The sequence below is a fragment of the Streptomyces sp. H27-H1 genome (genome assembly GCF_026627445.1).
GTDB lineage: Bacteria > Actinomycetota > Actinomycetes > Streptomycetales > Streptomycetaceae > Streptomyces.
Window position 1 is genome coordinate 25642 of the sequence record NZ_JAPNLJ010000009.1, and the last position, 15275, is coordinate 40916.

Genomic DNA, 15275 nt, shown 5'->3' on the forward strand with positions numbered 1-15275 from the left:
GCCCCTGGGGGGCGCCGCTCGATAGCAAGGTGCTGGAGGATCCGTGGACCTGTCCCTGTCGACTCGCACTGTCGGCGACCGTACGGTCGTGGAGGTCGGTGGCGAGATTGATGTGTATACCGCGCCCAAGCTGCGCGAGCAGTTGGTCGAGTTGGTGAACGACGGCAGCTACCACTTGGTTGTCGACATGGAGCGAGTGGACTTCCTCGACTCCACCGGGCTTGGTGTGCTCGTGGGAGGCCTCAAGCGCGTCCGCGCGCACGAGGGCTCGCTGCGTCTGGTGTGCAACCAGGAGCGCATCCTGAAGATCTTCCGAATCACCGGTCTGACCAAGGTGTTTCCGATCCACACGTCGGTGGAAGACGCAGTCAGCGCCACCGACTGACGGCGCTCGGCGGCGAAACGGCCGAAGATGGAGCGGGGGGTACCGGGCCACACGCGGTCCGGGCCCCTGTAAGGCACGCCCGTAGTCCGAGGGGGACGCGCATGGCCACCGTTGAACTGCGCTTCAGCGCCCAGCCCGAACACGTCCGGACGGCCCGCCTGGTCGCGGCCGCCGTGGCGCGCCGGGCCGGTGTGGAGGAAGCCGTCCTCGACGAGGTCCGCCTCGCCGTGGGCGAGGCCTGTTCGCGCGCCGTCGGACTACATCACAGCAACGGGCTGACCGCGCCCGTCCGGGTGGTGCTGACCGATGAGGAGAAAGTCTTCTCCATCGAGGTCAGCGACGAAGTACCCGGACCGGCCGGTGGTCCGGCTGTCGCCGTGCCCGGAATCGACGCCGTCCTGGACCCCGACATCGAGGGCGAGGACGAGATGGGCCTGGCCGTGATCAGCGGCCTGGTCGACGACGTCGAGGTCATCAGCGGGGAGAGCGGCGGGACCATCCGGATGAGCTGGCCCGTGTCCGGGATTTCCGAACTGCCATAGTCGTAGAGCGGTAGCGGGCGGCTCCGGCCGTCTGCCCGGCCGCCCGGCCGCCCCGGCCTTCAGTCCGCCCAGCCGTCCGACAGCCCGGCCGTTCGTGTCCGCCGGGTGGCTATGCCGCCGGGCGGGGCTTCGTGCTGCCCTGCGGGCCCTCGGAATCGCCCGGTGGGCTCTCGGATCGCCCTGCGGGTCGTCGGTAGTCCTTGGGGTTCGCCCGGGTGGGTCCAGCGCGTCCCGTGGGCGACTTCCGATGGTGTCCGGCCGGGCCGTGTGCTCCCGGTCGGTCTCCGTCGCTGTCGGTTCTCGGAGCCGGCCCGCCTGGCGACGGGGGACCGGGCGGGTGCCGGTAAGGCGTGGAAGTGCCGAGTGCGTGTGCCCCGGTGATGTTCCGCCGCGCGGGTGCCGACGTATCTTCTGATCTTATTCAAGGCCCTGCCGAGCAGGGCCTTTCGTATGCCCGTAGATCGATTCCGTGATCATTTTCCGTGGGTTTTCCGGATCGGCGGTCAGGCGTCAATGCCTTTGCCCCGTTACTACTTTCGGGGGTAATGGAGTGACCGGATCTATTGGTGAGGAGCAAGTGCAGGCCAATTCCGTTTCCTGCGCACTGTTTTGATCGGGTCGCGCTCCCTACAATCCGTCCACATCTTGAGCTCATCGCGTCAAGGAGGACGAATGACGGGGCTCTTCACCCCTATCGCGCCCGGTCGCACCACTGACCTGGCATCAGCAGTACTCACGGATGACAATCGGCTCATCGTGATCGTCATCGCGGCCGTGGCCGTGGCCGCGCTCGTCGTCGCGCAGATCCTGGTCCGCCAGGTCCTCGCCGCCGACGAGGGAACCGACTCGATGAAGGAGATCGCCGCCGCGGTCCAGGAAGGCGCCAACGCCTACCTCGGCCGGCAGCTGCGCACGCTCGCCGTCTTCGCCGTGGTCGTGTTCTTCCTGCTGTTCCTGCTCCCCGCCGACGACTGGACGCAGCGGGCCGGACGTTCCGCCTTCTTCCTCGTCGGCGCCCTCTTCTCGGCCGCCACCGGCTACTTCGGCATGCGCCTCGCAGTCCGTGCCAACGTCCGTGTCGCCGCTGCGGCGCGCGAGGCCACGCCCGCCGAGGGCGAGCCCGCCAAGGACCTGACCGAGGTCTCTCACAAGGCCATGCGGATCGCGTTCCGCACCGGCGGCGTGGTGGGCATGTTCACCGTCGGCCTCGGCCTGCTCGGCGCTTCCTGCGTCGTGCTCGTCTACGCCGCCGACGCCCCCAAGGTCCTTGAGGGCTTCGGACTCGGCGCCGCGCTCATCGCGATGTTCATGCGTGTCGGAGGCGGCATCTTCACCAAGGCCGCCGACGTCGGCGCCGACCTGGTCGGCAAGGTCGAGCAGGGCATTCCGGAGGACGACCCGCGCAATGCCGCGACCATCGCCGACAACGTGGGCGACAACGTCGGAGACTGTGCGGGAATGGCCGCCGACCTCTTCGAGTCGTACGCCGTCACCCTCGTGGCGGCCCTCATCCTCGGCAAGGCCGCCTTCGGCGACCTGGGCCTGGCCTTCCCGCTGATCGTCCCCGCCATCGGGGTCGTCACCGCGATGATCGGCATCTTCGCGGTCTCCCCGCGACGCACCGACCGCAGCGGAATGACCGCCATCAACCGCGGTTTCTTCATCTCCGCCGCCATCTCGCTGGTCCTCGTCGCGATCGCCGTCTACGCGTACCTGCCGGGCACCTACAAGGAGCTCGTCGGCGTCGATGACGCCGCGATCTCCGGGCACTCCGGTGACCCGCGGATCCTGGCGCTGGTCGCCGTCGCCATCGGCATCGTGCTCGCGGCCCTGATCCAGCAGCTCACCGGCTACTTCACCGAGACCAACCGGCGTCCCGTCCGGGACATCGGCAAGTCCTCCCTCACCGGCGCCGCCACCGTCATCCTCGCGGGGATCTCCGTGGGCCTGGAGTCCGCCGTCTACACGGCGCTGCTCATCGGCCTCGGCGTGTACGGGGCGTTCCTGCTCGGCGGCACCTCGATCATGCTGGCGCTCTTCGCCGTGGCACTGGCCGGTACCGGCCTGCTCACCACCGTCGGCGTCATCGTCGCCATGGACACCTTCGGCCCGGTCTCGGACAACGCCCAGGGCATCGCGGAGATGTCCGGGGACGTCGAAGGCGCCGGCGCGCAGGTGCTGACCGACCTGGACGCGGTGGGCAACACCACCAAGGCCATCACCAAGGGCATCGCGATCGCCACCGCCGTACTCGCGGCGGCCGCGCTCTTCGGCTCGTACAACGACGCCATCGCGAACGCGGTCAAGGACGTCGGCGCCAAGGCCGGGGAGATGAACCTCAGCCTGGACATCGCGCAGCCCAACAACCTGGTCGGGCTGATCCTGGGCGCGGCCGTCGTGTTCCTGTTCTCCGGCCTCGCCATCAACGCCGTCTCCCGGTCGGCCGGCGCGGTGGTCTACGAGGTGCGACGGCAGTTCCGCGAGCACCCCGGGATCATGGACTACACCGAGAAGCCCGAGTACGGGCGCGTCGTGGACATCTGCACCAAGGACGCGCTGCGCGAACTCGCCACGCCCGGGCTGCTCGCCGTCCTCACCCCGATCGCGGTCGGGTTCTCGCTCGGGGTCGGCGCGCTGGGATCCTTCCTGGCCGGCGCCATCGGCACCGGCACCCTGATGGCGGTGTTCCTCGCCAACTCCGGTGGTGCGTGGGACAACGCGAAGAAGCTCGTCGAGGACGGGCACCACGGCGGCAAGGGCAGTGCCGCCCACGAGGCGGTCGTCATCGGCGACACGGTCGGCGACCCCTTCAAGGACACCGCGGGTCCCGCCATCAACCCGCTGCTCAAGGTCATGAACCTGGTGGCCCTGCTGATCGCTCCGGCGATCGTGCAGTTCAGCTACGGGGCGGACGCCAGCGCGACGGTGCGTGCGATCGTCGCGATCCTCGCCATCGGCGTCATCGTCGGCGCGGTGTACGTCTCCAAGCGCCGCGGCATCACCGTGGGCGACGACGAGGCGGACGAGGGCGCCACCGCGGAGCGGGTGGCGCAGCCCGGCGACCCGGCGGCGGTCTCCTCCTGAGACGGGGACCGCGGGCCTGACTCGGCCCGACTCGACCGTACGCCCGAAAGGCGGACGGGGGGCGCGGACTGACGCGCCGTCCGTCCGCCTTTGCGTTTCCCCGTGGGTGGGCGTGTATCTTCCGGGCCGAGAGCCTTCGAAGGGACCAATCCGGTGAACAAGAAGCTTGCGGCCGCGGTATCGGGCGCTGCGGTGCTGATGCTCGTCCTGTCCGGCTGCGGCGGGGACGACGGCGACAAGAAGACCGACGCCTGGGCCAAGAAGGTCTGCGACAGCTGGCAGCCCGAGCTGAAGAAGATCGAGCAGGCCAACTCCGACATCAAGCGGGTGGCGACCGAGAGCAGCAAGCCCGAGGAGGTCCAGTCGACCGATTCGGCGGCCTTCGGGACCATGTCCGAGTCGTACAAGGCGATGGGTACGGCCCTCACGGGCGCGGGTGTTCCGCCGGTCAAGGACGGCGAGAAGACCCAGGCCGCCGCGGTCATGGGCTTCGAGTCGACGGCGCAGGGTTACGCCACGCTGAAGACGAAGATGGACGCCCTCGACGCGAAGGACCAGGGCAAGTTCGCCGAGGGCCTCAAGGACGTGGCGAGCGGCCTCGAGGAAGCCACCAAGGGCGGCAAGGAAGCGCTCGACCAGCTCAAGTCGGGCGGTCTGGACAAGGCGATGAACGGGCAGAAGGGCTGCCAGGTGACGACTCCGTCACCGGCGAACTCCTAGCGCGCACCGCCGCCTTGCGGGCGGCGCAGCACGAACCGGGCGGCCGGGATCCTTCGGGACCCCGGCCGCTCCGGCGTGTGCCGGAGGCGCGGCGGGCCACGGGCGCGACGGCCCCGACGACCGTGCACGCCGTACGGAACTGCGCCCGGCCGGGGCCCGGCCCCGGGGTGCGACGCCCGGGCGGGAGCTCGCGGGGGGCGACGGGCGCCCACGCCGAAGGCCGTGGGGCGCGGGCAATGACGGCGGCAGCGGCCACAATGGGCGGGTGAGTACCACCAGCCTTCCCTCCGGTCTGCCCGCCCGCCTCCCCTCGTCGGCCCGCGCGGCCGAGCTCCGCGCCGCGCTGCTCGCCGCGGGCTTCACCGCCGACGGACTGCTCGACCTGCTCGGCGCCCCGGCGTACGCCGCGCTGGCCCGCAGCGAGACGGTCCCCGCCCTGCGCGCCACGCGCAACCATGGCGACGGGCCGCTCGCCGGCCTGACCCGGCTGTTCCTGCTGCGGCAGCCGGTGCCGTACGTGCACGCCGCGGCCGCCCTGCCCGTGGACACGGCGCTGGCCGACGGCTGGCTGCGGCGCGAGGGCGATGAGGTGCACGCCACCGTGGACGTACGCCCGTACGGAGGTCCGGACGGCGAGGACTGGTTCATCGTCTCCGACCTCGGCTGCGCCGTCGGCGGGGCCGGCGGCATCGGCAGCCGTGAGGAGGGCGTGGTCCTCGGAGTGGGCGGCGCCTCCACCACCCTGGCCGGGATCACCGTGCGCACACCGGTCGGTTCAGCCCTCGACGTCGGCGCCGGATCCGGGATCCAGGCGCTGCACGCCGCCCAGCACGCCACCCGGGTCACAGCGACCGACGTCAACCCCCGGGCCCTGGAATTCACCCGGTTGACGCTGGCGTTGTCGGGGGCCCCGGAGGCCGAGCTGCTCACCGGGTCGCTGTTCGAGCCGGTCGGCGAGGCCACGTACGACCTGATCGTGTCGAATCCGCCCTTCGTGATCTCACCCGGGGCCCGGCTGACGTACCGGGACGGCGGGATGGACGGCGACGACCTGTGCCGGACCCTGGTCCAGGAGGCCGGGGCCCGGCTCAACCAGGGCGGATACGCGCAGTTCCTGGGCAACTGGCAGCACGTGGACGGCGAGGACTGGCACGACCGGGTACGGGCCTGGGTGCCGCGCGGCTGCGATGCCTGGATCGTGCAGCGTGACGTACAGGACGTGACGCAGTACGCGGAGCTGTGGCTGCGCGACGCGGGCGACCACCGCGCCGACCCCGCCGAGTACGAACGGCTGTACGAGGACTGGCTGGACGAGTTCGAAGTCAGCAGGACCAAGGCGGTCGGCTTCGGCTGGATCACGCTGCGGCGCAGCGACGCGGCCGAGCCCTCGATCGTGGTCGAGGAGTGGCCGCACTCGGTGGAGCAGCCGCTCGGGGAGGCCGTAGTCGCCCACTTCGCGCGACAGGACTACCTGCGCGACCACGATGACGCGGCCCTGCTCGCGGGCTACTTCCAGCTGACCGAGGAGGTCGTGCAGGAGCAGGTCGGGGCGCCCGGCGCGGAGGATCCGGAACACGTCGTGCTCCGGCAGAACCGGGGCATGCGGCGCGCCACCAAGGTCGACACGGTCGGGGCCGGCTTCGCCGGGGTGTGTGACGGATCACTGAGCGCGGGGCGGATTCTGGACGCCATCGCCCAGTTGGTGGAGGAGGACCCGGTGGTCCTGCGGGACCGCACGCCCGAGGCGATCCGGATGCTGGTGGAGCAGGGGTTCCTGGAGCCGGTGACGGTGACGGTGGTGGAATCGGGAGCGGCGGGGGAGTAGGGCCGAGGCAGGCCGTGCGCCGACGCGCCCCGGCACCGTCGGGCGGCCGGGGAGTCGGCTTGTCGGCCCGTCGGCCCCAGGATGTAACCCCGGGTTCGTCTGGTGTCTCCTCCCGGCTGGAATGCTCCGGTCATCGGGATCCGGGGGGATCCCGGGAGCGGCCCAGGGGATGTGGGGAACGGCATGGAAAACGGTCCGGCGATCTTCGCGGCGGCCGTTTTCCTGCTGTTCGGGGCCGCTCTGCTGGCCTGGACGGGGGCGCGCGCCCCACGAGGCGCGCCGGTGGCCGAGGGCGTGCGCCCCGTCGTGGCCGTACCGCTGGCACTGCTCGCCGGCGGGGTGTCGCTGGGCCTCGGGGTCTGGTGCCTCGGAGGGCTGTGACGCCCGGGGCGTGGCGCCTGGGCTCGTGGCAGCACGGCGCGTGGCGCCACGGCTCGTGACGCCGGGGCGTCCGCCGGCCGGGTTCGCAACGCCGCAGCGGTGATCTTCCGGCGGCGCCGTCCCGGCGATGGCGCCGTCCCGGTGGTGGCGCCGGCTCCGGTCCTGCGGGGGCGCCGCTCCCGGTCGGCGAATGGGCCGGATACCGCCCCGGCGCCGGCGGCGCGCCGGGTTTCGCCCGCTCGTTCCGGATGCGCGCAGGACCGTAAACGCCGACGTGAGGAGGGGTCCGGGGGTGGGGCCAGACGGCCCTTCGGCCACTCTGCCCGGTGAGTGCGGAGGGCTTGCCGCGGCATCCGGGCGGCAGAAATGGCACTTGTCGGGTTACCGTTCGAGTGGCCGTTGCGGGCTTCTGCCGTTTGACACGGGGGCGGGTTGTACCGTCACACTCCGCAGCGTCGCCGTACTGCGACCGAGTGCCGACCGGAGAGAAGAGCCAAGTTGTCCCCGACTAGCGAGACCGCAAAGGGCGGCCGCCGACTCGTCATCGTCGAGTCCCCTGCCAAGGCGAAGACGATCAAGGGCTACCTCGGCCCCGGATACGTCGTCGAGGCGAGCGTCGGGCACATCCGCGACCTCCCCAGCGGCGCGGCCGAGGTTCCCGACAAGTACACCGGCGAGGTCCGTCGCCTCGGTGTGGACGTCGAACACGACTTCGCGCCGATCTACGTCGTCAACGCCGATAAGAAGGCCCAGGTCAGGAAGCTCAAGGAGCTGCTGGCCGAGTCCGACGAACTCTTCCTCGCCACCGATGAGGACCGCGAGGGCGAAGCCATCGCGTGGCACCTGCAGGAAGTCCTCAAGCCCAAGGTCCCGGTCCACCGGATGGTCTTCCACGAGATCACCAAGGACGCGATCCGCGACGCCGTCGCCAACCCGCGCGAGCTCAACCAGCGCATGGTCGACGCCCAGGAAACCCGCCGCATCCTCGACCGCCTCTACGGCTACGAGGTCTCGCCGGTCCTGTGGAAGAAGGTCATGCCGAAGCTGTCGGCGGGCCGCGTCCAGTCGGTGGCCACCCGCATGGTGGTCGAGAAGGAACGCGAGCGCATCGCCTTCCGCTCCGCCGAGTACTGGGACCTGACCGGCACCTTCGCCACCGGCCGCGTCGGCGACGCCTCCGACCCCTCCACGCTGGTCGCCCGCCTGAACACGGTGGACGGCAAGCGCATCGCGCAGGGCCGCGACTTCGGCTCGACCGGCAAGCTCAAGAGCGAGGTGCTGCACCTCGACGAGGCGAACGCACGGGCGCTGGCCGCCGCGCTGGAGCAGACCTCGTTCGCCGTCAGGTCGGTCGAGTCCAAGCCGTACCGCCGCTCCCCGTACGCCCCGTTCCGTACGACGACGCTCCAGCAGGAGGCCTCGCGCAAGCTCGGCTTCGGCGCGAAGGCGACGATGCAGGTGGCGCAGAAGCTGTACGAGAACGGCTTCATCACCTACATGCGTACCGACTCCACGACGCTGTCGGAGACCGCCATCAAGGCGGCCCGTGCGCAGGTCACGCAGCTCTACGGGGCCGAGTACCTGCCGGAGAAGCCGCGCGTCTACGCGGGCAAGGTCAAGAACGCGCAGGAGGCGCACGAGGCGATCCGCCCTTCGGGCGATCGTTTCCGCACCCCGGCCGAGACCGGTCTGACCGGCGACCAGTTCCGCCTGTACGAGCTCATCTGGAAGCGGACCGTCGCCTCCCAGATGAAGGACGCGGTCGGCAACTCGGTGACCGTGAAGATCGGCGGCCGTTCCTCGGACGGCCGGGACGCCGAGTTCTCGGCATCCGGCAAGACGATCACCTTCCACGGCTTCATGAAGGCCTACGTGGAGGGCGCCGACGACCCGAACGCGGAGCTCGACGACCGCGAGAAGCGTCTCCCGCAGGTCGCCGAGGGCGACGCGCTGTCGGCCGACGACGTCACGGTCGACGGCCACTCGACCAAGCCGCCGGCCCGCTTCACCGAGGCCTCGCTGGTCAAGGAGCTGGAAGAGCGGGAGATCGGCCGCCCGTCCACGTACGCGTCGATCATCGGCACGATCCTGGACCGCGGGTACGTCTTCAAGAAGGGCACGGCCCTCGTGCCGTCCTTCCTGTCGTTCGCCGTGGTCAACCTGCTGGAGACGCACTTCGGGCGGCTCGTCGACTACGACTTCACCGCAAAGATGGAGGACGACCTCGACCGCATCGCGCGGGGCGAGGCCCAGTCCGTGCCGTGGCTGAAGCGGTTCTACTTCGGCGCCGAGGACGCGACCGAGGTCGTTCCGGCCGACGGTGACGCGCTGGGCGGTCTGAAGGAGCTGGTGACCGACCTGGGCGCGATCGACGCCCGGGAGATCTCCTCCTTCCCCGTCGGCGAGGGCATCGTGCTGCGCGTCGGCCGCTACGGGCCGTACGTGGAGCGCGGGGAGAAGGACACCGAGGGCCACCAGCGGGCGGACGTCCCGGAGGAGATGGCCCCGGACGAGCTCACGGTCGAGTACGCGGAGGAGCTCTTCGCGAAGCCGAGCGGCGAATTCGAGCTGGGCAAGGATCCGGTCAGCGGGAACGAAATCGTCGCGAAGGACGGTCGCTACGGGCCGTACGTGACGGAGATCCTCCCCGAGGGCACGCCGAAGACCGGCAAGAACGCGGTGAAGCCGCGGACGGCCTCGCTGTTCGCGTCGATGAGCCTGGACACCGTCACCCTCGAGGACGCCCTGCGCCTGATGTCCCTTCCCCGGGTCGTGGGCGAGGACGCGGAGGGTGTGGAGATCACCTCGCAGAACGGCCGCTACGGCCCGTACCTGAAGAAGGGCACGGACTCGCGGTCCCTGGAGACCGAGGACCAGCTGTTCTCGATCACCCTGGAGCAGGCGCTCGCGATCTACGCGCAGCCCAAGCAGCGGGGGCGCGCCGCCGCGAAGCCGCCGCTGAAGGAACTGGGCACGGACCCGGTGAGCGAGAAGCCGGTGGTCGTCAAGGACGGCCGGTTCGGTCCGTACGTGACGGACGGCGAGACGAACGCGACGCTGCGGCGGGACGACGACGTCGAGACGATCACCCCGGAGCGGGGCTACGAGCTGCTCGCGGAGAAGCGCGCGAAGGGCCCGGTCAAGAAGACGGCCAAGAAGGCTCCCGCGAAGAAGGCCCCGGCGAAGAAGGCGACGGCGACGAAGACCGCTGCCGCCAAGAAGACGACCGCGGCCAAGAAGACGACGGCCGCGGTGAAGAAGACCACGGCCAAGAAGACGACGGCGAAGAAGACGGAGGCCGCCCCGGCGGCCGAGTAGCCGACGCGCGGCAGTAAACGGCAGGGCCCGTGCGATACGCACGGACCCTGCCGTCGTGTTGAGCCCGATTCCAGCCGTCCGGCGTCTGAGGAGCGGGGCGCGGGGCCCGGGGGTGGCTTCCGGGGTGGACCGGTGCCTGCCGGGGCGGGCCGGAGGGCGGCCCGGAGGGCGCACCGGCACGGGTCCCGGACGATGGGTCGGGGGTCACATCGGACCTTGTCCACAGGCCTCCGCGCCCGCCCAGCGCAGCGGATAGGCTGGGCGGATGACGCGAGCCGAGCAGCCGACGGTCGTGACCGCCACCGACACCGACACCCCTACCTACGACGAAGCCCTCGCCGCGGATTCCCGCGAGCGCGCGGTGCGCGCCCTGCTGCGCACCCCCGGACTACGCCGTTTGTGGAGTGCGCAACTGGTGAGCGGCATCGGCGATGCCCTCGCCCTGCTGGTACTGGTGCTGCTGGTCTTCCAAGCAGCCATGGAGCAGGGGTCCTTCGGCGGTGGTTACACCGGCTGGGCCCTCGCCATCGCCGCCGTCTTCGGCGTCCGGGTGGTGTCCACCGTCCTCTTCGGCGCCGTCCTCCTCGGGCCGCTGGCCAAGCTCACCGCCGCCGGCGGCAAGCTGGACCGCCGCTGGACGATGATCGGCGCCGACGGGGTCCGGCTCGGGCTCTTCGTCGTGGCCCCTCTGTGGCTCGACTGGATCGGTCCCAACGCGCTGACCGCCCTGCTCGCCACCGTCTTCGTGTCCGGGGCCGCCGAGCGCCTGTGGGCGCTGGCCAAGGACAGTGCCGCCCCCGGGCTGCTGCCGGCGCCGCCGCCGGAGGGGGCGACCGTACGGCCGCTGCCCGATCACCTCGACGCGCTGCGCCGGCTGAACCTGCGTACCTCCTTCGCGGCCCTGCCGATCGCCGCGGCCGCGCTGCTCGCCGCGACCCTGGTCGGCAAGGCCCTCGGCCTTGGCATCGGCTGGTTCGCCGAGAACCAGGCGGCGCTGGGCTCGTACGTGGCCTCCGGGCTCTTCGCGGCGTCCGTATCGCTGCTGCTCCCGCTGGTGCTGCCCGCGACGAAGACCCCGCGTCCGCGTTCCCCGATGGAGGGTCTGCGCGCTCCCAGGACGGGGGACCGGCCGGAGAAGGGGCGCACGGGGGCCATCCCGCTGCTCGTCCTCGCCTGCGCGGCCGTCGCCGGAGCCGTCGCCTCCGCCGCCGCCGTGGCCGTCCTGCACGCCACCGACCTGGGGGGCGGAGCGGCCGCGTTCTCGCTGTTCGTACTGGCCCTGCTCGGCGGCACCGCACTCGGCATCCGCGCCACCCAGGCCGGCAAGGTCCTCCCCGCCCTGTCCCGGCGCCGCCTGCTGGCACTGGCCGTCGCGGTGGCCGGACTGGCACTGCTGCTGACCGGGCTGGTCAGGGACACCTCGACGGTGGTGTTCCTCTCGCTGCTCGCCGGCAGCGCCGCGGGCGTCGCCGCCAACACCGGGCACACACTGCTCGACCAGGAGACCGAGGAGTTCCGCAGGTCCCGGGTCACCGAGCACCTGCAGGCCGTCGTCCGGGTCGCCGTGGCCGTCGGGGCCGTGGCCGCGCCGCTGCTGGCCGCCCTGATCGGACCGCACCAGCTGGCCGGCGGCGAGGTCGTCTTCGCCCGCGGCGGCGCGGCCTTCACCCTGATGCTGGTCGGCGCCCTGCTGCTGCCGGTCGCCGCCGTCGTCCTGGCCAAGGCCGACGACCGCAGCGGCGTACCGCTGCGCCGCGACCTGCGCGAGGCGCTGCGCGGCGGAGAGCCGGTCCAGGCCGCGTCCGACGCGGGATTCTTCATCGCCCTCGAGGGCGGCGACGGCGCCGGCAAGTCCACGCAGGTGGAGGCGGTGGCCGACTGGATACGGGCGAAGGGCCACGAGGTCGTCGTCACGCGAGAGCCCGGCGCCACGCCGGTCGGCAAGCGGCTGCGTTCGATCCTGCTCGACGTGTCCTCCGCCGGTCTGTCGAACCGCGCCGAGGCCCTGCTGTACGCGGCCGACCGCGCCGAGCACGTGGACACCGTCGTACGGCCCGCCCTGGAGCGCGGAGCGGTGGTCATCACCGACCGCTACATCGACTCCTCGGTGGCCTACCAGGGCGCCGGCCGGGACCTGTCCCCGACCGAGATCGCCCGCATCTCGCGCTGGGCCACGAGCGGCCTCGTACCGAATCTGACCGTGCTGCTCGACGTGTCGCCGGAGCGGGCCCGGGAGCGGTTCACGGAGGCGCCGGACCGGCTGGAGTCGGAGCCGGCGGAGTTCCACCAGCGGGTGCGTGCCGGATTCCTGACGCTGGCCGCGGCCGATCCCGGGCGCTACCTGGTCGTCGACGCGGGCCAGGACCCGGAGTCGGTCAGCACTGTCGTGCGCCACCGCCTGGACCGGATGCTCCCGCTGTCGGAGGCCGAGGTGGCCGCGCAGGCGGAGGCCCGTCGGCGCGCCGAGGAAGAGGCCAGGCGCAGGGCCGAGGAAGAGGCGGCGCGCAAGGCCGAGGAAGCCCGGCTGCTCGCCGAGGAGGAGGCCCGCAAGGCCCGCGAGGCCGAGGAGGCCCGCATCGCGGCCGCGGCCGAGGCCGCTCGCAAGGAGCGCGAGGAGCGGCTGCGCGCCGAGGAGGAGGCCCGTCAGCGGGCCGAGGCCGAGCGGCTGCGGCTGGAGGCCGAGGAGAAGGCCCGCGCGGTGGAGCAGGAGCGGCTGCGCAGGCAGGCCGAGGAGGAGTCGCGGCTGCACGCCGAGGCCGAGGAGCGCCGGCTGGAGAAGCAGCGGCGGGCCGAGGAGGCCCTGCTGAAGGCCGAGGAGGCGCGGCGGCTGGCCGAGGCCTCGGCGGCCGAGGCTGCGGCGAAGTCCGCGGCTGCTGCTGCCGCGGCATCGACTCCGGCCGCTGCCCCGGCTGCGGCTCCCGCACCCAAGGCCGATCTGAGCAAGGACCCGCGCCACGACGAGGCCGTGACGATCGAAACTCCGATCGTCAAGCACGTCGTGCAGCCGGACGACGTCACCCAGACGGTCCCGGTCCCGCAGGCCGATCCGGCGGCGGAGACCTCGGTGCTGCCGCCCGTCAGGGCGACGGGCCCGGCGGACGAGACGGCGGTCATGCCGGCCGTACGCCCCGCGGACGCGGGTACTGGTTCGGGTACTGGTCCGCGTGCGGGCGAGGCGCCGGCGTCGCGGCCGGCAGCGCCCCGTGCCCCCTACTCCGCGTCGCGTCCGACGGCACAGCGACCCGAGGAGAACCCGGCCGACCGGGTCCCGCCGGGCATCTTCCGCGACTCGGGCAATGACGCGACCCGTGAACTGCCGGTCCCCGGCGCGGACGGACGGCCGCCGCGCCGGGCCCGCTCGGACTGGGCGGAGGAGACCCCGCTGGACGATCTGCCGACGTTGGCGGACGAGCTGCTGGGACGGCGCGGGGACGACGAGGACGACCGGGGCCAGGGGCCGCGCTGCCGCTGACGGCTGCGGTGGCCGCGGTGGCCGTGGTCACCTCGGCCGCGGCCGCGGTGACCGGCTGACGGGGATTGTCAGTGGGAGCCGCCACACTGGGTGAGCAGGTACGGGCGGTACGCGAGGGGAAAGGTGGTGGGCGGGATGCCCGTATGGGACGACCTGGTGGGTCAGGGGCGGGTCCAGACGCAGCTGGCCGCCGCCGCCGTCGATGCCGACGCCCTGGTCACCGCCAACCAGTCGGGCACGGTGCCGCCGTCTTCCTCGAAGATGACGCACGCCTGGCTGTTCACCGGACCGCCCGGCTCCGGGCGGTCCACCGCCGCCCGCGCCTTCGCGGCCGCGCTCCAGTGCACCAGCCCGGACCGCGCCCTCGGCGGCGAACCGGGCTGCGGGTTCTGCGACGGCTGCCACACCACTGTGATCGGCACGCACGCCGACGTGGAGATCGTCCGTACCGACCAGCTGTCCATCGGCGTGAAGGACACCCGCGCCCTGGTCCGCCGGGCGCAGCTCTCACCGGCCGTCGGACGCTGGCAGGTCATCGTCCTGGAGGACGCCGACCGCCTGACGGAGGGCGCCGGCAACGTGCTGCTCAAGGCCGTGGAGGAGCCCGCTCCGCGGACCGTGTGGCTGCTGTGCGCCCCCTCGCTGGAGGACGTGCTCCCCACCATCCGTTCCCGCTGCCGGCACCTGACGCTGCGTACCCCGCCCGTGTCCGCCGTCGCCGAGGTGCTGGTGCGGCGCGACGGCATCGAGCCGTCCGTGGCCCAGGCCGCCGCCCGGGCGACCCAGGGGCACATCGGCCGGGCGCGCCGGCTCGCCACCGACGAGGCGGCCCGCTCCCGGCGGGCCACCGTGCTGAGGCTGCCCCTGCGCGTGGACGACGTCGGCGGCTGCCTGAAGGCCGCGCAAGAGCTGGTCGATGCCGCCGCCGAGGACGCCAAGCAGGTCGCGGAAGAGGTCGACACCAAGGAGACCGAGGAGTTGCGGGCCGCCCTCGGCGCCGGAGCGGGTACGGGCGGGCGGATGCCGCGCGGTACGGCGGGCGTGATGAAGGAGCTGGAGGACCGGCAGAAGCGTCGGCGCACGCGCACGCAGCGCGACAGCCTCGACCTGGCGCTCACCGACCTCACCGGCTTCTACCGGGACGTGCTGGCCCTGCAGTTCGGCTCCTCGCTGGCCATCGCGAACGAGGAGATACGCCAAGACCTGGACCGGATCGCCCGGGAGTCGGGCCCCGAGCGCACGTTGCGGCGCATCGAGGCGATCTTCGCGTGCAGGCAGGCGCTGGACCGCAACGTGGCCCCGCTGCTCGCGGTCGAGGCGATGACGATGTCCCTGCGCGCCGGCTGACTCCGGCTGGCTCCGGCTGCCTCGGGCGACGCCGTTTCGACGCCGGTCGACTTCGGTTGACGGCCTCACCCGTTCGAGGGGTCCGCGCGGCGCGCCGGAGACATCGCCGGTCCGTGCGGGGCGCCGCCCCGCGCCCGGGCGGCCGCCCGCCGCCCGGCGCGGGTGCCTTCGCTCCTGGTATGCCCGCAGGCCGTAGGCTCC

The 15275-nt window shown here is 72.2% G+C and carries 9 protein-coding genes; all 9 read left to right on the forward strand.

Translation table 11 applies throughout. The features are described 5' to 3' along the window. Positions 1-43 precede the first annotated feature (43 nt). Positions 44-385 carry an anti-sigma factor antagonist BldG gene (gene bldG / locus OTB20_RS12105; RefSeq protein WP_267751850.1) on the forward strand — a complete coding sequence of 114 codons (342 nt, stop codon included), beginning with the start codon at positions 44-46 and terminating at the stop codon, positions 383-385. Between the two features lie 101 nt (positions 386-486). Further along, positions 487-927: an ATP-binding protein gene (locus OTB20_RS12110; RefSeq protein WP_267817210.1), complete on the forward strand. Its 441-nt coding sequence runs from the start codon at positions 487-489 to the stop codon at positions 925-927. Between the two features lie 672 nt (positions 928-1599). Then, positions 1600-4011 (forward strand): sodium-translocating pyrophosphatase, encoded by a 2412-nt coding sequence (locus tag OTB20_RS12115; RefSeq protein ID WP_267817211.1) that lies wholly within the window; start codon positions 1600-1602, stop codon positions 4009-4011. 153 nt (positions 4012-4164) lie between these two features. Further along, on the forward strand, positions 4165-4731 hold the full coding sequence (locus OTB20_RS12120) for a small secreted protein (protein ID WP_267751853.1): 567 nt from the start codon (positions 4165-4167) through the stop codon (positions 4729-4731). 265 nt (positions 4732-4996) lie between these two features. Next, entirely contained in the window at positions 4997-6556 is a 1560-nt protein-coding gene (locus tag OTB20_RS12125) for a DUF7059 domain-containing protein (protein WP_267817212.1), read from the forward strand. 183 nt (positions 6557-6739) lie between these two features. After that, positions 6740-6937 (forward strand): hypothetical protein, encoded by a 198-nt coding sequence (locus OTB20_RS12130; RefSeq protein WP_267817213.1) that lies wholly within the window; start codon positions 6740-6742, stop codon positions 6935-6937. Between the two features lie 498 nt (positions 6938-7435). Next, a complete protein-coding gene (topA, locus tag OTB20_RS12135) occupies positions 7436-10255 on the forward strand; it encodes a type I DNA topoisomerase (RefSeq protein WP_267817214.1) in 2820 nt (939 codons plus the stop codon). 265 nt (positions 10256-10520) lie between these two features. Further along, the gene (gene tmk, locus OTB20_RS12140) at positions 10521-13727 is read left to right on the forward strand and encodes a dTMP kinase (protein WP_267817215.1); all 3207 of its coding nucleotides are present in this window, start codon (positions 10521-10523) and stop codon (positions 13725-13727) included. A gap of 135 nt (positions 13728-13862) precedes the next feature. Further along, positions 13863-15074, forward strand: coding sequence for a DNA polymerase III subunit delta' (locus OTB20_RS12145; RefSeq protein WP_267817216.1), 1212 nt, complete (start codon positions 13863-13865; stop codon positions 15072-15074). Positions 15075-15275: the final 201 nt, after the last annotated feature.